The sequence below is a fragment of the Syntrophales bacterium genome (assembly GCA_023228425.1).
In the GTDB taxonomy this organism is placed as follows: domain Bacteria; phylum Desulfobacterota; class Syntrophia; order Syntrophales; family UBA2210; genus MLS-D.
Genome location: JALOBE010000004.1, coordinates 70262 through 88045, shown reverse-complemented (window position 1 = coordinate 88045; position 17784 = coordinate 70262). Strand labels below are relative to the sequence as shown.

Annotated in this window: 17 protein-coding genes; 13 read left to right on the top strand and 4 right to left on the bottom strand. The window is 56.6% G+C overall.

The features are described 5' to 3' along the window. Positions 1-9 precede the first annotated feature (9 nt). The 11 genes from M0Q23_02670 (at position 10) to M0Q23_02620 (ending at position 10606) form a co-directional block, all read left to right on the top strand. Positions 10-843, top strand: coding sequence for a sulfide/dihydroorotate dehydrogenase-like FAD/NAD-binding protein (locus M0Q23_02670; GenBank protein ID MCK9527548.1), 834 nt, complete (start codon positions 10-12; stop codon positions 841-843). Next, positions 830-2251, top strand: coding sequence for an NADPH-dependent glutamate synthase (gene gltA, locus M0Q23_02665; GenBank protein ID MCK9527547.1), 1422 nt, complete (start codon positions 830-832; stop codon positions 2249-2251). The genes M0Q23_02670 and gltA overlap by 14 nt, the downstream gene beginning before the upstream one ends. A 52-nt stretch (positions 2252-2303) precedes the next feature. Beyond that, complete coding sequence (locus M0Q23_02660) at positions 2304-3038, top strand: glycosyltransferase family 2 protein (GenBank protein MCK9527546.1); 735 nt, start codon at positions 2304-2306, stop codon at positions 3036-3038. A 285-nt stretch (positions 3039-3323) separates the two neighbouring features. After that, positions 3324-4439, top strand: coding sequence for a glycosyltransferase family 4 protein (locus M0Q23_02655; protein ID MCK9527545.1), 1116 nt, complete (start codon positions 3324-3326; stop codon positions 4437-4439). After that, on the top strand, positions 4436-5341 hold the full coding sequence (locus M0Q23_02650) for a lysophospholipid acyltransferase family protein (GenBank protein MCK9527544.1): 906 nt from the start codon (positions 4436-4438) through the stop codon (positions 5339-5341). Before M0Q23_02655 ends, M0Q23_02650 begins: the two co-directional genes overlap by 4 nt. Before the next feature lie 9 nt (positions 5342-5350). Continuing rightward, the gene (locus M0Q23_02645; protein ID MCK9527543.1) at positions 5351-6106 is read left to right on the top strand and encodes a glycosyltransferase family 25 protein; all 756 of its coding nucleotides are present in this window, start codon (positions 5351-5353) and stop codon (positions 6104-6106) included. Positions 6107-6198: 92 nt separating this feature from the next. Further along, a complete protein-coding gene (locus M0Q23_02640) occupies positions 6199-7455 on the top strand; it encodes an O-antigen ligase family protein (GenBank protein ID MCK9527542.1) in 1257 nt (418 codons plus the stop codon). Then, the gene (locus M0Q23_02635) at positions 7452-8180 is read left to right on the top strand and encodes an FkbM family methyltransferase (protein MCK9527541.1); all 729 of its coding nucleotides are present in this window, start codon (positions 7452-7454) and stop codon (positions 8178-8180) included. The genes M0Q23_02640 and M0Q23_02635 overlap by 4 nt, the downstream gene beginning before the upstream one ends. Then, entirely contained in the window at positions 8177-8899 is a 723-nt protein-coding gene (locus tag M0Q23_02630; GenBank protein ID MCK9527540.1) for an FkbM family methyltransferase, read from the top strand. The genes M0Q23_02635 and M0Q23_02630 overlap by 4 nt, the downstream gene beginning before the upstream one ends. A gap of 96 nt (positions 8900-8995) precedes the next feature. Continuing rightward, complete coding sequence (gene ribD / locus M0Q23_02625; GenBank protein ID MCK9527539.1) at positions 8996-10093, top strand: bifunctional diaminohydroxyphosphoribosylaminopyrimidine deaminase/5-amino-6-(5-phosphoribosylamino)uracil reductase RibD; 1098 nt, start codon at positions 8996-8998, stop codon at positions 10091-10093. Between the two features lie 9 nt (positions 10094-10102). Next, entirely contained in the window at positions 10103-10606 is a 504-nt protein-coding gene (locus M0Q23_02620; protein MCK9527538.1) for a UpxY family transcription antiterminator, read from the top strand. A gap of 80 nt (positions 10607-10686) precedes the next feature. Here M0Q23_02620 and M0Q23_02615 read toward each other — a convergent pair whose 3' ends face one another. After that, a complete protein-coding gene (locus tag M0Q23_02615; protein ID MCK9527537.1) occupies positions 10687-12096 on the bottom strand; it encodes an amidase in 1410 nt (469 codons plus the stop codon). A 421-nt stretch (positions 12097-12517) separates the two neighbouring features. Here M0Q23_02615 and dnaJ point away from each other — a divergent pair, with 421 nt between their 5' ends. Next, entirely contained in the window at positions 12518-13654 is a 1137-nt protein-coding gene (gene dnaJ, locus M0Q23_02610) for a molecular chaperone DnaJ (protein MCK9527536.1), read from the top strand. A gap of 3 nt (positions 13655-13657) precedes the next feature. After that, a complete protein-coding gene (locus M0Q23_02605) occupies positions 13658-13963 on the top strand; it encodes a MerR family transcriptional regulator (protein MCK9527535.1) in 306 nt (101 codons plus the stop codon). Between the two features lie 225 nt (positions 13964-14188). On the opposite strand, the gene M0Q23_02600 is transcribed toward M0Q23_02605, so the two are convergent. From M0Q23_02600 to def, 3 genes are all read right to left on the bottom strand, one after another. Next, positions 14189-15655, bottom strand: a complete 1467-nt coding sequence (locus tag M0Q23_02600) for a diguanylate cyclase (protein ID MCK9527534.1) — start codon at positions 15653-15655, stop codon at positions 14189-14191. A 246-nt stretch (positions 15656-15901) separates the two neighbouring features. Beyond that, positions 15902-17110 (bottom strand): aminopeptidase, encoded by a 1209-nt coding sequence (locus M0Q23_02595; protein ID MCK9527533.1) that lies wholly within the window; start codon positions 17108-17110, stop codon positions 15902-15904. 13 nt (positions 17111-17123) lie between these two features. Then, positions 17124-17717 (bottom strand): peptide deformylase, encoded by a 594-nt coding sequence (def, locus tag M0Q23_02590; GenBank protein ID MCK9527532.1) that lies wholly within the window; start codon positions 17715-17717, stop codon positions 17124-17126. Positions 17718-17784: the final 67 nt, after the last annotated feature.

The window sequence follows — 17784 nt, the reverse complement described above, 5'->3', positions numbered from 1 at the left end:
GAGCGAACAGTGAATACAGTTCTGGAAAAAAAATATCTCCACGAAAGCGTGGTGAAGCTGGTCCTCGAGGCTCCGGAAATCGCTCGAAAGCGCCTGCCGGGACAGTTCATCGTTCTGATGATCGGCGATCGGGGCGAGAGGATTCCCCTCACCATTGTCGAGTCCGACACGGAACGGGGTACCATCTCCATCATCTCCCAGACCGTGGGGAAAACCACGGCTGACCTGGCCGAACTCGAGGCGGGCGATTCGATCAAGCACGTACTGGGCCCGCTGGGACGACCCACGGAAATCGAAAACTTCGGAACATCCGTCTGTATCGGCGGCGGTGTCGGCGTGGGGGTCGTGTACCCCATAGCGACGGCCCTGAAGGAAAAGGGCAACAGGGTCATCTCCATTATCGGCGCCCGGACAAAGGATCTGCTGATACTGGAAGAGGAGATGAGCCGCGCCAGCGATGAACTGATCGCGGCAACCGATGACGGAAGTTACGGCTATCACGGCTTTGTCAGTGGCGTTCTCCAGGAACTCATCGACAAGGGAACAACCATTGACCGTGTCTTCGCCATCGGACCCGTGCCCATGATGCGTGTCATCTGTAACGTCACAAAACCCTATGGAATCAAAACCATCGTCAGCCTCAACCCCATCATGGTGGACGCCACGGGAATGTGCGGTGCCTGCCGGGTATCGGTGGCGGGGAAAACACAATTCGGATGCGTGGACGGACCCGAATTCGACGGCCATGATGTTGATTTCGACCTCTTGATGAATCGCCTTCGCATGTACTCCGACCAGGAACGACAGGCGATGGAATGCAGGTGCGCACATGACGGAAAATAAGGAACCGAAAAAAGAGAAGAAAGAACGGGTGCCCCGGCAGCCCATGCCGGAGCAGGACCCGAAAGTGAGAGTAACGAACTTCGAGGAAGTTCCCCTGGGATACACGGAGGAACAGGCCGTGGCCGAGGCCAAGCGGTGCATCATGTGCAAGAAACCCACCTGTGTCGGCGGCTGCCCCGTTGAAATCGACATACCGGCCTTCATACACCTCATCGCCGAAGGGGATTTTATTGGAGCCGCCAGGAAGCTGAAGGAAAAGAACTGTCTTCCCGCCGTCTGCGGCAGGGTCTGCCCCCAGGAAGACCAGTGCGAGAAACTCTGTATACTGGGAAAGAAATTCGAACCCGTCGCGATCGGACGGCTTGAACGGTTTGCCGCCGACTACGAGCGGTCTTCGGGCATCGTGGACATTCCCGCCCCCGCCGCCCCGACGGGCAAGAGGGTGGCCGTTGTCGGAGCCGGACCGGCGGGTCTTACCATCGCCGGCGACCTGGTCCAGTTGGGCCACGAGGTGACCATATTCGAGGCCCTGCACAAAGCCGGCGGCGTTCTGGTCTACGGTATTCCCGAGTTCAGGCTTCCCAAGGCAATCGTCGACGCCGAGGTTGATTATCTCCGGAAACTTGGTGTCAAGCTGGTCACGGACGCCGTGATCGGGCGGCTGAAAACAATTGACGATCTCTTTGACGAGGGTTTCCATGCCGTGTTTCTCGGCGTGGGAGCCGGCGCCCCGGTCTTCATGAACATCCCCGGCGAAAACCTGAACGGCATATACTCGGCCAACGAGTACCTGACCCGATCGAACCTTATGAAGGCCTATCGCTTTCCCGAGTATGACACCCCTATCGCCGGAGGCAAAAACGTTGCCGTCATCGGCGGCGGGAACGTGGCCATGGACTCGGTGAGAACGGCACTGCGGCTGGGAGCGGACAACGCCTACATCATCTACCGCCGGACCGAAAAGGAAATGCCCGCGCGGCAGGAAGAAATTCACCATGCCCATGAAGAAGGCGTCCAGTTCAAGCTTCTGCACAATCCTGTAGAGTACATCGGCGACGAACACGGCTGGGTGAAGCAGATCCGCTGCATCCGCATGGAACTGGGGGAACCCGACGCCTCCGGCAGGCGGAGACCCATTCCCATCGAGGGGTCGGAATTCGAGATCGACGTCGACACAGTTGTTGTCGCCATCGGCACCAATGCCAACCCCATCATTCCCCAGACCACGCCGGGACTTGAAACCAACAAGTGGGGATACATCGTCACGAAGGACGAATCAGGCCTCACCAGCCGCGAGGGCGTGTATGCCGGCGGCGACATCGTCACGGGGGGCGCCACGGTTATCCTCGCCATGGGGGCGGCGAGAACCGCCTCGCGTGCCATCAACGAATACCTGAGCGGCGCCTGAAACAGATGCCGGGACGCCGCGGAGCAAAAGGTGACCGGTGCTGTCTGTCATCGTGATCACAAAAAACGAGGAGGCTGCCATCGGCGCCTGTCTCGATTCAGTCGCCTGGGCCGATGAGATCATCGTCCTGGATTCGGGCAGTACCGACAACACGGTGCGAATCTGCCGCGAACGGGGCGCCCGGGTTTTTGAAACGGACTGGCCCGGGTTCGGCCCGCAGAAAAACCGCGCCCTCGAGAAGGCAACCGGCGAATGGATTCTGTCCATTGATGCCGACGAGCGGATTTCTCCCCAATTGCGGGAAGAAATGGTACGGTCCATGGCGGATCCGAACGCTCCGGAAGCCTTTGAAATGCCCCGCCTGTCATATTTCTGCGGTCGGACTATCCGACACAGCGGCTGGTGGCCCGACTACATAACCCGCCTGGTCAGAACCGGGCGCGCCCGGTTCAGCAACGACCTTGTTCACGAACGCCTTATCGTGGAGGGAACCACGGGACGGCTTGAAAACCCCATACTTCACGATGCCTTCGAATCGCTCGAGGATGTCATCGACACGATGAACCGCTACACAACGGCGGGTGCTGAAATGATGCGCCGGAGTGGGGAAGGTTCCACACTTTCCAGAGCCGTCTCCCATGGTCTCTGGGCGTTTTTCTACAGTTGGATCGGACGGGGAGGATTTCTGGACGGACGGGAAGGGTTCCTTGTGGCCCTGTACAACGCAGAACACACCTTTTATCGCTATGCCAAGCGTCTATACCTCGAGGACGAAGAAACCACCTGATCGCCGGAAATGGTGAGCCGGATAAACCACTTCGCCCTGTGACGCCGCCCCGCTGACAGGCCTCTCAGGCGCTCGAACCGGTGAACCATGCCGCCGATCCCGCAAAGGTTGACGAACTCGTCTCGTAAAGAAGTCGGAAAACGTCTGATTGAGGACGGCTTTGTAAAAAGCCCCCGGTTGTTTATAATGCCTCCGGCAACTTTTTACGAAGCCGTCGGGGTTGATTTTTGCGCTCTCAGGATAGTATAAGCGATCAGAAACAGGATCCCGACGAGGATGATCCACTTGAAAATAGCAGTGTTAATTAAAAATTTCGTCCTGTCAGGAGGGGCTGAACGGTACGCTGTCGAAGTTGCCCGCCGCCTGAGGGATCGCGGACACGACATAGATCTCTACGCCCGAAACGTGGATACCTCACTCACGGCCGGAATGACGCACGTTCAGGTACCGGACCGGCATACCTACAGGACCGTGGCCAACTCTCTCTCCTATGCCCGGGAGACAGCCCGGCTGCTCGAGGGCAGGAACTATGATGCCATCCACTCCCATGAGCGGGCATACAGCCAGGATGTTCTCACGGTTCACACGTTCTGTTACCGGTCGGGCTTCACCGGGGGAACCGCGTTCCTGAAAAGACTTTTCACATTGTATCTGAGCCCCCGAAGCCGGCTGTATGAATGGCTGGAAAAAAAACAGATGGCGTCGCCCCGACTTGTGGCTGTGTCGGAGGTGATCCGGCACGACATTCAGGCCCGCTACGGGCGCACGGAAGGGGTGCGGGTTATTACGCCGGGGGTTGATTTTACCTGGTTTCATCCGGACGGAATCGCCGCACTTCGGTCACGGGAAAAACGAGGCCCATCGACGGGTGAACTGACTGTGCTGTTTGTGGGAGGAGAATTCCGGCGCAAGGGGTTGGATAAGCTGATTCCCGCTATCGGCGAAGGAATGAAATTAATTGTCGTGGGTCGCGGGGAACGTCTCGACTATCACCGAAGGCTTGCGATCTCCTGTGGAACAGGGAGTCGTGTCGAGTTCGTCGGCCATGTCGATGATGACGTGAGGGGATACTACGCCGGGGCGGATGTGGTAGTACTGCCGTCACGCAGGGAGGCCTTCGGCATGAGCATACTTGAAGGAATGGCATGCGGTCTTCCGGTTATCGCAAGTCCCGTCGCCGGCGTGGCGGGCCTGATCAATGACGGAGAAAACGGGTTCCTGGCGGGAGAAACGGATGAGCTGAAAGCGGCTCTGAATCTTTTACGGGATGAAACGCTTCGAAAAAAGATGGGAGACCGGGCGCGAAAGACCGCCGAGTCCTGTTCCTGGGACCGGATAACCGACAGCTATGAAGAGGTGTTCCTGGGGCTGTCAGGCTCTCGCGGAGCGCAAAATCGATGAGCGGAACGGGAAGCAATCCGAAAGAGCTCTGGGCCGATCTTATCCTGCGGAGCGCGCAGGCGGTTCCATCCCGTATGCGAAGGTTTGTGTTCGCGGAACTGTCGGAACTGTCCTATCATTTCCTGTCCCGGCGACGGTCTGTGGCGCTTAAAAACCTGGAGTCGGCCTTCCCCGAAAAATCCAAGGCCGAGCGTGTTGCCATCGTCAAGAGAGTCTTTCGGAATCTGGGAATTGTAGCATCGGAATTTTTCGATCTTCCCCGCCTCACAGAGCGGAACATTGCGGATGTGGTACGTGTGGAGGGCAGGGAACATTGCAGGAAGGCCCTCGAAAAGGGCAAGGGCGTGTTACTGTTCGGTGCCCATTTAGGTAATTGGGAACTCGAAGCGGTGGCCTTCTCGCTGCTGTTGAAACCCCTCACCGTAATCTACCGTCCTCTGGACAGCGCCGTGCTGGATACCCTGGTTTTCAAAATACGGTCCTGCACGGGCAACACACCGGTTTCAAAAACCCGCTCTATGAGGACCATGCTTCGAAGCTTGAAAAATAACGAAATCCTGGGAATCCTGATCGACCAGAACGTGGATTGGTACGAAGGACCTTTCGTGGACTTTTTCGGCCGGCCGGCCTGTACATCGGAAGGCGTTGCCCTGCTTGCCCTTCACACCGGCGCCCCCGTAATCCCCGCCTATATGGTGCGTGAACCGGACAACCGTTACCGACTTGTGATAGGCGAGGAGATCGACATTGTCCGAACCGGCGACAGGACTGATGACATCCGCGCGAACACGCAGCGATTTACAACGATCATCGAACATTCGATACGGCGGTATCCCGACCAGTGGCTCTGGGTCCACCAGCGATGGAAGACCACGCTTTCCCGGGTTCCGAAGAATCGGTGAGGGACTCACATGATTGAGGCAGAAACAGGAAACGGCATCTATGTTCTTCACGTGAAAAAAGGATACGAGGACAGGGAAAAAAGTATTATCCGTCAGTTTTCAGCGTTGAAACTGCCCTTCGAGTGGATCCTCGATCACGACAGGGATGAGCTTACACCGGAGATAATTGAACGATTCAAGTGCCACAGCCTGCTGAGCGGCGCGGAAATTTCCTGTGCCCTGAAACATATCGTTGCATGGAACCGGATCGCGGATGGAACCGGGAGAGGAGCCTTCATATTTGAGGATGACGTTCTCCTGGACATTAAAAATTTCAAGATCCGGGCTGAAGAAGCCCTTGCGGAATTCTATGAACGATGGGGAGAGTGCGGGTATATCAGTCTTGGAAACGGGTGTGCCCTCTACGTTCCGTGGACGAAACTGGAGAAAAAAACGCGGCTCTACCGGGCTGACTATGTCAGGGCCGCGGACTCATACTGGATCACTCGGGAGACGGCGCGGAAGAAACTGGAATGGGTACTTAAACACGGGATTCCCCTGCCGGCGGATCACCTGATCGACCGAATCGCCACCGAACTCGATATCCCTATTCTCTGGCTGGAACCGACCATTGCCAATCAAGGATCCCATACGGGCCTTTTCCCGTCCAGCATCCAGAACCTGGAGCGGGGACGTCTCCTTGACGCCATCGGATGGAAGGTAAAAATTATCAGGAGAAAATATCTCTACCCTCTCCTGGGAATAGACATGCGGAAGGCTGATTAATTTCAAAACACAGTATCCGGTACCGTCTAACCCGCCCCGCCATACCCCGCTCCGATGGCGGGCTCTTTGAAGGTTAAAAGGTTAAGAAGAAATTGTTACCCCGGGCAAAACAATACCTGACCATCAACCCGGTTTCTGTGGCGGGAGTACTTGTCATTCTCCTGGTGTTTGCCATGATGGTTTCCACGGCCGCCACAGTGATTATGGAGGTCCTCCTTCTCCTGTGTGTTATCGGCTTCAGGGAATTGCGCCGTAAAACCTTCGCGACGCTGAAACAGCCCATGGTGGTCATGGCTCTCGTTCTTTATTTCATGATCACTCTGGGAATCATTTACAGCGTCGCCCCTCTCCCGGAAAGTGTCGACTCGTGGGCACGCTGGAGAAAACTGTTTCTCGTACCCGTAGTCGCCGCCGTATATACCGACCCGTTGTGGAAACAACGGTTTATCTCCTTTTTCATCTGCCTTTCCGCGCTGGCCGCGCTTCTGTCCTGCGGCGGTTTTCTCCTGGGAATGGGCACTAAATACGGCCCCGGCATACTGGTCCAGAACTGGGCGACCCAGGGGATGCTTTTCTCTGTCGCGCTGTTCGCGTGCCTTGTTCTTCTGCGGTTTCCCCTCTCCTCTGTCTTTGTCAACACCCCGTTTCTGATCATTTCAGCGGCCGTTCTGTCGCTGAACATCGTCCTGATAACCCATGGCAGGAGCGGCTATCTTACTCTCATCGTGCTGATCATGGCTTTTATTTTTTTTGGCGCCCCCAAAAAAACAAAACTCCTCTTCATGCTGCCGGCACCTGTATTGATCGTCTCTTTGCTCCTGATATCACCTGTTGCCCACGACAGAGTGTTCGACGGTATCGATGAGCTGAAAACCTACGAACAGGCCCCGATGCCGACAAACATGGGGTATCGGGTTATAGCATGGAAAAATACGATCACTCTGTTGAAACGATGTGAGCATCCTTTTTTCGGCTATGGCACCGGGGGATTTGAAACAGCCTATGCCGGACTGATGAATGAGAAGCAGATAGAGGGCAAGAGAAGGTGGCAGGACGAACCGATTCATGATCCCCACAACCAGTATTTGATCATTCTGGTTGACTATGGTCTGGCAGGTCTCGGGCTGTTTTTACTTTTTATCGGAGCTTTTTTTATCCAGCCCATCAACAGACCCTATTATCTCCTGGGGATCGGCGTTGTGCTTGCCTGGTGCGCTACGAGCCTCTTCAACGGACATTTCGGAACCGCGATAGAAGGACGGTTCCTGTTAGTCTGGTGCAGCGCCATGCTCTCGGCCGACAGGGGACTGAGGATGAAAGTGATGGAAGAAACGGTGGACACGGTATGAATGTATCGAACAGAATAGCACGCCTGTTCGGGTACGAACTCATTAACCGCAAACGGCAGGTCACCCCGGACTCACATATCATCCAGCTGATATCACTCTGCCGGGTAGACCTGGTGCTGGATGTGGGAGCGAATACCGGAGCATTCGCGAAAAAGCTGCGGCAGGAAGGATACCGCTCTGAAATTCACTCCTTCGAACCGGTACACCAAACATTTGAAATACTACGGAAAGAGAGCCGCAATGACGATTTGTGGCACGTTTACAAACTTGCCCTGGGGAATTCCCCGGGCAGACAATCCATCAACATAACCGCCTCGTCGGACTTCGCGTCCTTTCTCGATCCCGGTTCGCTTGGAAAAGAACTCTACAAAGAAGTTGACCTGTCGGGAAAAGAAACGGTGGACGTCAGTACCGTAGACGATTTCCTGGCCGCTCACATCGGGGATGTTTCAAAAAAGCGCATTTTCTTGAAAATGGACACCCAGGGGTATGATCTCAAGGTTTTTGACGGTGCCCGGCGCTCTGTACCCCACATTGTCTGCATGATGTCGGAACTGTCCATGATCCCCATCTATGCGGGAATGCCTCATTATCATCAAGCGTTACGGCATTACGAGGATCATGGATTTGCGATTACGGGACTCTTTCCCGTGAGCAGGAAAGAAGACATGTCGCTCATCGAAGTGGACTGCACACTGATTAATACCTCTGAAGGGACGCAATGAAAGCGCGATTCATGTGGCGTGCCATGAGAACGCGGTACCGGGACGAGGTGGCCGAACTGTCGGCCATCAGGGAGTGTCTCCGTCCGGGAGACACGGTCTGTGACATCGGCGCGAACAAGGGGGGATTCATCTACTGGATGTCTCGCTGGACAGGCGCTTCCGGTCGCGTGGTGGCCTTTGAACCCCAGGCAGAACTGGCAACGTACCTGCGCGCGGTGTGCAAGCGATTAGCCCTCTCCAATGTAAGTGTCGAGGCGAAAGCGGTAGGTGACAAGACGGGAGAGACCACACTTTACATACTTGGAAGGACAGGAGTTTCACCCGGCGCCTCGGTCGGCGCCCGCCTGACCGAACGCGAAGAGTGCCGGTCCCTTTCGGTCCCTGTCGTTGCCCTCGATGATTACTTCGGCGTCAATGATCGCGTCAAAGTACTAAAAATCGATGTTGAGGGGGCGGAGCGGCGGGTTTTCGAGGGAGCCGGACGAATCCTGGAGGAGCAGTCCCCTCTTTTGGTTTTCGAGTGTGAGAACAGACATCTGGAATCAGGTGATGTGTGGGATGTTTTTCGTTGTCTCCTCGACAGGGGCTACGCCGGTGAATTCGTCTGCGGACGAAAACTTCGACCCCTCTCGGAGTTCGATCCGTCCGTCCATCAGAGGGAGTCAGGCGATCGTTTCTGGGACAGAAGGGACTATTGCAATAATTTTGTTTTCAGATGATTACCGGTTAGCCGGCCCCTCCTCTGCCTTTACAGATCCATCATCCTGTAGTATAGACACAGAACCGCACGATAACAATAAACAAACGGTGGATTCATGGCAACCGGCAGCGACATCCGACACATGAAGCGCGCCCTGGCCCTGGCCCGGAGAGGAATCGGCCGGGTCAGTCCCAACCCCATGGTGGGGGCAGTCATCGTAAAGAAGGGACGTGTCATCGCCGAAGGATACCACCGAACATTCGGCGGCAGGCACGCCGAGATTGAAGCCATTGAAAAAACTGATGCTTCTCCCCGGGGCGCCGATATTTATGTGACCCTCGAGCCCTGCAGCCACTTCGGGAAAACGCCTCCCTGCACGGACCGGCTTATCGAGATTCAGCCCGCCCGGGTTATCATCGGGACCAGGGATCCCAACCCCCTGGTCGCGGGAAAGGGCATCGCCGCCCTTGAGGCAGCGGGGATACCGACGGTAACGGGTGTCCTGGAAAAGGAATGCCGCCGGCTCAACGAGGTGTTTTTCACCTTCATGGAACGGGGCACACCCTTTGTGACGCTCAAGTACGCCCAGACCCTGGACGGCAGGATCGCCGCGATATCCGGTGACTCCAGGTGGATCAGCTCCCCGGAATCACGGAGATTCGCCCATCGCTTAAGAAGCCGGCACGATGTCATTCTCGTGGGGGCAGGAACGGTTCTCGCCGATGACCCGGAACTGACCGTTCGCCTGGTTCGCGGCCGCACCCCTCTGCGGGTGGTGGTGGACTCGATGTTGACTATCCCCCTGGAATCCCGGATACTCAAGGACCAGGATACGGCCCGGACCATTGTCCTTACGTCGTCCCGCCGTGACCTGCGGAAGCAGGAACTGTTTCGGGGCGCGGGCATCGAGACCATCGTCATCGAAGAGGAAAAAGAGGGCTTACTCGACATGAAAGAGGCCTTCAGGGAGTTGGGGAAGCGAGGCCTGTCATCGGTCCTCGTCGAGGGCGGTGCCGGGATCATTACCTCCTGCCTCAGGCAGGGCTGTGCCGACCGTGTCGTTGTAATAACAGCGCCGCGGATCCTGGGCCGGGGCATCGATGCCGTAGGGGACCTGGGGAAAACCGCCGTCGATCAGTCCGTCGGATTGAAGATTGAGCGGATTATGCGCAGAGACAGTGATATTATTATCGACGCCCGACCGAAGTATTGAGGGGGTACCGTGGCCTGGTATGCCATCTATACAAAAAGCCGCTACGAAAACAGGGTGTTCCAAGGCCTCCAACAGCGTAACGTTGAATCGTTTCTGCCGAAAATAGAAGTGTGGAGCCGCAGGAAGGACCGGAAAAAGAAGATCCACGTGCCCATGTTCAGCGGCTATCTCTTCGTGGATCTGCCGGATACGAGTGCCGAGACCCGCCTGCCCGTTCTCAAAACCCCGGGCGTGGTGAGAATACTGGGGAAACCTGCAGGACAGGAACCCACGGCCATTCCCGACAGCCAGATCGAAGCCATCATGCGCCTGGTGCATTCCAGGGTGGAGATACTGTCTTGCCTCTACCCCCGTGTGGGCGAGCGGGCGCGGATCATGAACGGGCCTTTCGCGGGCATCGAGGGTGTGGTCCAGCAGACAGACTATAAAAAAAACCTTTTTGTGGTCTCCATCGATCTTCTGCAGCGCTCAGTGGCCATCAAGCTCGAAAGCTTCCAGGTTGAGCGTATCTGACACTGACGGTTTCGTAAAAGCCCGCGGACGTCTTCCGACTTTGCGCGAGAGCGTCGCCACCGGCCGCGAAGGTACGTTTCTTATCCGAGGGGCGGATACACTCCCTGCCAGGGTCTGGCCTTCTCAAAGGCCCGTGAGGCCTGCAGGACCAGGTCGTCCCGGTGCCGGGGACCGACGATCTGAAGCCCGACGGGCATACCGCTTTCCGTGAACCCCGCCGGCACAGAAGCCGCCGGATGTCCCGAAATATTAAACGGGTACGTGAAGGCAGCCACGTCAAGCACGTCAACCGGCTTCCCATTGATTTCCGAAGGCGGGGGACCTTCGGCCACGAAGGCTTCCGTGGGCATGGCGGGCGTCATGAGCAGATCGAAGCGGTCAAAAAGACGCCACAACCACCGGTTCTGCTCGGTCCTGACCGCCTGGGCCCGGAGTACCTCATCGATGGTGAGGTCTCGTGCGGCCTCCAGACTCGCCACTATGGTCCGGTTTATCTGCTTCCTGTTAAGCGCGATCACCTTCTGCAGACTTCCGTATATATCGACACTGAAAAGCCTGTTCCAGACACTGTCCACCTTCGGCATGGGCTCCTCCAGGAGTTCCACCAGGTGTCCCATGGCCTCGAATGCCCGCACCGCTTCTTCAACACGGCTCATGACATCCGGCTGCACCGTGGCGTATCCAAGCGTCGGGCTGAAGGCTATGTTCAGTTTCTCCGGAAGATTGTCCAGTTCGGCAAGATAGGATGCAGCCGGACGGGGCAGGGAATCGGGGGCCGCCGGGTGGGACCCTGTAACGCAGTCAAGGTACAGAGCCGCGTCCCCCACGGTCCGCGTCATGGGACCATGAACGACGATTCCCGTGAGGGGAAGAAGAGGGACCGGCCCCCAGGGGATCCTGCCGACGGATGTTTTCAACCCGAAGCACCCCGAATACGTTGCGGGAATACGGATCGAACCGCCGCCGTCTGACCCGGTTGCCATGGGAACCATACCGCCGGCCACGGCCGCCGCCGAGCCCCCGCTTGAACCTCCGGGGGTTCGCTCCAGATTCCAGGGGTTCCGGGTTGTTCCGAAAAGGCGATTCCTGGTAAACCCCGTGAATCCGAATTCGGGCGTGTTGGTTTTACCTACAACAATGGCGCCGGCCTTTCGAAGGCGTTCCACCTGTATGGAGTCCCTGTCAGCCATGTTGTCCCTGAAGGGCACCGAACCGAAGGTCGTAATCATGCCTCCCACATCTTCCAGATCCTTGACAGCCAGGGGAATGCCCGCCAGAGGGCCGGGGACGCTTCCCGAAGCAATGGCTTCCGTGGCTTTCCGGGCCTCGGCCAAAGCCCTGTCATGGCAGATTGAGACAAAAGCGTTGAGTATCGGATTGATTTCATCGATGCGCCGGAGCGTCACCTCCATAAGTTCCAGGGGAGAGAGCTCCCCTGACCGGATGCGTGCCGCCAGATCGAGTACAGAAGCAAAGTGGATCGGTTCCATCAGATTCTCCTGTTCGTGATTGCCAAAGCTTTCATTGCGTCACTCCGGGAAGCATGTGAAATCCCGTCATTGCAGGGTGCATGTAACATTCCATCATGTCGAAGAGCATTCAGTATCCCGTCATGTCGAGGAGCAGGCAGAAGTCCGTCATTTCGAGGAGCGAAGCGACGAGAAATCTTTCCCTATTCATCATCGATGGTCCCGTAAAAAGTCCGGATTTTCCAAAAGCGGCATGGCACAGGGCGGACGCTCTTCAGGATAGCGGATAACTGCCTTTCCGTCAATGAAGCAGATGTATCCAACATTTGCTTTCCGGCGGCCAATGATTATCTTACCTGAAGATGAACCGGATACCGGCGGGTTCCGGTTCAGATACAACGAAGACGGACGCTGAAATCATTCCGACAACTGAGTGACTACTATGGCGAAGGATTTGTATTCGACTCTCGGTGTAAAAAAGGACGCTTCCGAGGCCGACATCAAGAAGGCATACCGGAAGCTTGCCCGAAAGCTGCACCCCGACCTGAATCCCGGGGACAAGGAGGCCGAGCGGAAATTCAAGGATGTTTCCCGGGCCTATGAGTGCCTGGGAACGGCCGAGAAACGCAAACTCTACGACGAGTTCGGCGAGGAGAGCCTGCAATCGGGTTTCGATGCCGAGAAAATGCGTCAGTACCGGCAGTGGCAGTCCGCCGGGGCGGAGCGGAGCGGCGCACGGCAGGGCCATGATTTCGGCCGTTACCAGAGCTACGAGGATCTTTTCGGTGATCTGTTCGGGTTCTCCTCAACGGATCGTTCATCCGGACGGTCCCGGAAAATGAAGGGCCAGGATGTTGAATACGATATAACCATCGATTTTCTGTCCGCGCTGCGCGGCCTGAAGACGGACATATCGTTACGCCGTCCTCAATCCTGCGTCGGCTGCGGTGGTTCAGGCACCGAGCCGGGAACCGCGCTGATTCCCTGTGAAACCTGCGGCGGTTCGGGACGGCTCAACGTAGCCGAAGGGCCGATCAATTTTACCCAGGCATGCCCGAACTGCGGCGGTCACGGACGGACAGGGACTCCCTGCCGATCCTGCAAGGGATCGGGACAGACACAGGAGACCGAAACCCTCCGGGTCACCATCCCACCCGGTGTCGATGAAGGATCACGGGTGCGGGTTGCCGGGAAGGGAGGCCCGGGAATGGGAGGAGGTTCCCCGGGGGACCTGTATCTCGTCGTCCACGTCACTCCCCACCCCTTTCTGTCGCGCAAGGGCAACGATGTTTACATGGACATCCCCGTTTCCATCGGTGAGGCCCTGGCCGGTGGATCGATAACGGTCCCCACGGTGAACGGTGACGTGAACCTGAAGATTCCCCCGGGCAGCCAGAACGGGACGGTGTTGAGATTGAGGGGCAAGGGGGTGGTGAACCCCAGGACAAAATCCCCGGGAGACCTCCTGGTGAAGCTGGTCGTGAAGCTTCCCGAGGCCGGCGATGAAGAAATGCGCGCCGCCGCCAGAGCCATGGACCGGTATTACCGCGACGACATTCGAAAAAATATCAGGTTGTGAGATATGGCCAAAGAATTCTGGACGCGCTCCGAAGTCATCGAAATCTTCAAAATACAGCAGCACCTGCTGGCGATTCTCGAGGAGGAAGAAATCGTCTGTCCCCGGCACCGGAAGGAGGACGGTGAAAAACTCTATTCCCCGGAAGAAATGGAGCTACTCCGCATCACGAAAATACTCATGGATGAACTGGACGTGAACCTTCCCGGCGTTGACATCATATTGAGAATGAGACACCAGATGATCGACATGAGGAGGCAGGTCGACGACATTCTCGCCGATCTGGTAAAGAAACTGCGGCAGCGGCTCTAGGGCGACACGCACCGTGTCACGCCTTACGGCTCCCCGGGACACTGTGAACCGGCTTTCACGCGCCGGGTTCGCTGCCGGGGATGCGTTTTTACACGGCACACGCACCGTGTCACGCTTTACGGCTCCCCGAGACACTGTGAACCGGCTTTCACGCGCCGGGTTCGCTGCCGGGGATGCGTTTTTACACGGCACACGTCCGCGGGTCCGGGACTTTGCAGCAGCCGGTTATTTGAAAAACACCCGGTCTTTCCCCTGTGCCTTGGCCTGGTACATGTTCATGTCGGCCCGCCGGATAATGTCCGGCAGCGACTCTCTCCCGGAATACTGGACCACGCCTATGCTCACCGTCACCTGTATGGGTTCGCCGAATCCCGGATTGAACTGTTCACGCTTGAACTCCTGCCTGATTCGTTCGGCGATGGCAACCGCGGCCGGACCGTCCGTTTCCGGGAGGACGGCCGTGAACTCTTCGCCGCCGAAACGATAGGCAGAATCGGTTTTTCGCAGGCATCGGCGGGTGACATCGGCAAGCCGAACCAGCACTTCGTCACCTTCGAGATGGCCGAAGGTGTCGTTGTACTTCTTGAAATCGTCAATATCGAAAAACAGGATGGAAAGGTCGTGCAGATATCGGCCTGCCCGCTCCATTTCCCGATGCATCTGCCGGTAGAAGTGGCGCCCGTTGAAAAGCTTGGTCAATCCATCGGTTATGCTGAGGTTTTTATATTTTTTCTCACTTGCCTTAAGGGCTTCTTCGGCAAGAATTCGTGGCGTCACATCCTCCAGTGTCTCCAAGGCCCCCAGCACCGTCCCGTCCGAATCCCTTAGAATCGCGGCTGTAAAACGAAGCCACCTGCCCCGTTCTCCCAGAGCGGGGAAAAAGGTTGTCGCCTCGTAGGCATCATCTATGAGCGCTGACTTGGAAAAGGTTTCACCATACCATTCATTCAGATCGCCGGTTCGTTCATCCAGAAGGAGGTCGGCCATGCAGGGACGTTCATGGTCATAAAAGGCCTTCCAGTGATCGCTTGTTCCTATGACATCGCGTGCCGTGATCTGGCTGAGTCCCTCGAGAGCCTGGTTCCAGTAGGTAATCCGGTGATCCCTGTCGATAACAAAGGTGGGAATCGATGAACCCTGCAGGACTGACGCGAGGAAGGCCTCACTTTTTCTCAATTCCTCTTCACTGTGAAACCGGTCGGTAACATCCTCCAGGGTTTCTATGGCCCCAAAAATCTCTCCCGTGGGCCATCGCAGGAGGGCCGCGGTACACCGCAGCCACATTCCGCTATCTCCCAGGGTCGGGAAAAAATCCGTTACTTCGCAGGCGCCCCGAATAACATCAGATTGTTTCAACTGATCGGGATACCAGCGTTTTACGGTCTCCCGGGAACCGCTGACCAGAATATCAGCCAGGCTTGGCCTCTTTTCATCGTAGAAGGATGTCCAGGGATTTCCCTCCCCGGCAATCAAATCATCCGCCGGGATACCGGTCAGCGCTTCCATCGCTTTGTTCCAGTAGATAATCCGGTGGTTCTTGTCGATGACAAAGGTTGGAATGGGTGTTCCTTCCATTATCATCGCCAGGATTTGATCGCTCTCGCGCCGGCCCCGGTGTATGATCCGTCGACCGGACATATCTATACCCCGGTCTTCCGCCTGCTCGCCGTCCCGCTTTTTCGCCTTTTCCATGCGGCTCCTCCGAAAAGAAGGTGGTTATATGATTCCCCCCATTCAATGCGTGAGATTCAGGCCGCCCGTGGATAATTCCGGGGACAGGCAACGGGCCGCATGTCATGAAATTCCGCGTACCTGTCAGCATTTGATTCAGTATAACAAAAAAAAGGAGGGCGTCAATACAAGCTTTGACAGGGCAGGTCGAACCGATATTCAGGGAGCCTGCCAGAGGCGGTGTCGGACTTTATCGCCGCAAAAAAATCACAGCGTGAAAGCTCCTTGTTCGTATATGACAACGCGCTTGCCCGAGGCAAGGCGGGCTGTGACGGTTTTTTCCTCCCTGTTGACGAGATCCCAGTGGAGTGACGATTCATTGAACCCCAGGGCTTTTTTTCTTTCCCTGGTGAGTTCCGCCGGATCGCCGTCATAGGTGTCGGAGTAGGACGACCCCAGAGCGATATGACAGTTTCCGTGACGACCCCCGTAATTTTCGTCAAAGAGGGTGTTGGCCATAAAGGTGTCAATGACAGAAAAGCGCCGGTCCGTCAGTGAAAATTCGCCGACCCTCTTTGCCCCGGGATCCACGGAAATCTGTTTCTCGAGAAAGGCTTCGCCTTCATCGGCCGAGGCGGACTTCACGATGCCCTTCTCAAAAACAAGGCGGGCTCCGCTGATATAGTTTCCACTGCGGAATGAGGGCTGGTCGGCGAAAAAGACGCCCCGGGTTCCTCTCCAGTCGGGCGACAGGAAGAGTTCAAAACTCGGGATGTTGTGCCCGGAAACCCCGATCCATTTTCTTCGCTCCCCCCGTGTTATGGTGAGATCGATTCCGGCGGACTCTACGTGAAAAGATCTGACATCCATGGCGTTGAGCCACCGTTTGATATGGCCGGCCTCCCTGAAGACCCGCTTCCACTGTGCCGGAGGATCATCATGATCGAGAAAACATGCCCGGATTATCTGTCGCGCATATTGTCGTTCCGTCAATCGTGCCTGCCTGGCCGGTTCCGGCGTGGGAAAGGAACAGAGCGTCCAGCCGAAGAGCCCCTGCTCTTCACGCCGTACCAGGATATCCCTGAGCTCCTTCCGTGCCGCCATGGCCACGCCTATCTTCCGTGGATCCACATGCTCCAGATGGGTGAGCGACTGGGGAGCGTGCAGGTAGATGCTTCCGTTCAATGCTTCCATCAATGTCGCGTCACCGGGCGGGAGAAAGGTGAGCTGGCGATTCACGGCCTTGCCGAAAAAGCTCTGCTCCATCCGGGCTGTCGGCGTCATGCGGACCAGGACCTGCATACGTCGATCAATCAATTTTTCGTAGAGAATTTCGGCCAGTTCAAGAGCCGGGTAGTCAAAACGGACCAGGACAATGTCCGCGCTTCTGAACTTTTCCGTCCGTGCCGTCTGCATGGCCCAGATGAGAACATCGGCGTAGTTTTCCATGATGCGAGGGGTAAACTCGGGCGCCATACCGTACGTCCTTTTATGTGTCGCCGATTTCCGCGAAGGGTTGTTTTCCGAATACCCTGTCAAAAAAAACCTTTTTCTCCCTGGGATAATAAACGGTTTCCGCTCTGTCGACAATCAGCATGCCGTCCAGGTGGTCCATCTCGTGCTGAACCACCCGGGCCAGGTATCCCGTGTACCGCCTGCTGATCTTGTTTCCATCGCGGTCGAAGGCCCGAACTTTGATCTCCGTCCATCGGACCACGTCGGCGTTTATGTCGGGACAGGACAGGCACCCCTCACTGTCCTGTTCCTCGTCTCCCTGGTACTGGGTGATTCTCGGATTGACAAGGACTTCATAATCACCACCGTCCTTCTGCAGGGGTGTTTTTTCTCCGAATTTTTTGCTTCTGAATACGATGACGCGCTTACTGATCCCTATCTGGGGCGCCGCGAGACCCACCGCGTCGTTTCGCCTGATAAAGGCATCAACGAGAGTTTCCACGTCCCGCCCGGCTTCCTCATCAAGGGGGATGGGCAGTTCCGCGGCGACAGCCCTCAGCAACTCCGCCTCTTCCTCATTGATCCCGTCGTTTCCCCACAGGGCCCATGTTCGTTCATCCGGTTTCATCTGGGTCGTTCCACCAGTATTTTTTCGAATCTATAACACTATCAGGACCGTATTTCAATGGAGTTGA

What these genes read in the sequence shown, in the direction of transcription:
- M0Q23_02600 (MCK9527534.1), bottom strand. Translation starts at nt 15,655, where the DNA reads ATGGAAAAGGCGAAAAAGCGGGACGGCGAGCAGGCGGAAGACCGGGGT.
- def (MCK9527532.1), bottom strand. Translation starts at nt 17,717, where the DNA reads ATGAAACCGGATGAACGAACATGGGCCCTGTGGGGAAACGACGGGATC.
- M0Q23_02615 (MCK9527537.1), bottom strand. Translation starts at nt 12,096, where the DNA reads ATGGAACCGATCCACTTTGCTTCTGTACTCGATCTGGCGGCACGCATC.
- M0Q23_02630 (MCK9527540.1), top strand. Translation starts at nt 8,177, where the DNA reads ATGAAAGCGCGATTCATGTGGCGTGCCATGAGAACGCGGTACCGGGAC.
- dnaJ (MCK9527536.1), top strand. Translation starts at nt 12,518, where the DNA reads ATGGCGAAGGATTTGTATTCGACTCTCGGTGTAAAAAAGGACGCTTCC.
- M0Q23_02650 (MCK9527544.1), top strand. Translation starts at nt 4,436, where the DNA reads ATGAGCGGAACGGGAAGCAATCCGAAAGAGCTCTGGGCCGATCTTATC.
- ribD (MCK9527539.1), top strand. Translation starts at nt 8,996, where the DNA reads ATGGCAACCGGCAGCGACATCCGACACATGAAGCGCGCCCTGGCCCTG.
- gltA (MCK9527547.1), top strand. Translation starts at nt 830, where the DNA reads ATGACGGAAAATAAGGAACCGAAAAAAGAGAAGAAAGAACGGGTGCCC.
- M0Q23_02605 (MCK9527535.1), top strand. Translation starts at nt 13,658, where the DNA reads ATGGCCAAAGAATTCTGGACGCGCTCCGAAGTCATCGAAATCTTCAAA.
- M0Q23_02635 (MCK9527541.1), top strand. Translation starts at nt 7,452, where the DNA reads ATGAATGTATCGAACAGAATAGCACGCCTGTTCGGGTACGAACTCATT.
- M0Q23_02595 (MCK9527533.1), bottom strand. Translation starts at nt 17,110, where the DNA reads ATGGCGCCCGAGTTTACCCCTCGCATCATGGAAAACTACGCCGATGTT.
- M0Q23_02645 (MCK9527543.1), top strand. Translation starts at nt 5,351, where the DNA reads ATGATTGAGGCAGAAACAGGAAACGGCATCTATGTTCTTCACGTGAAA.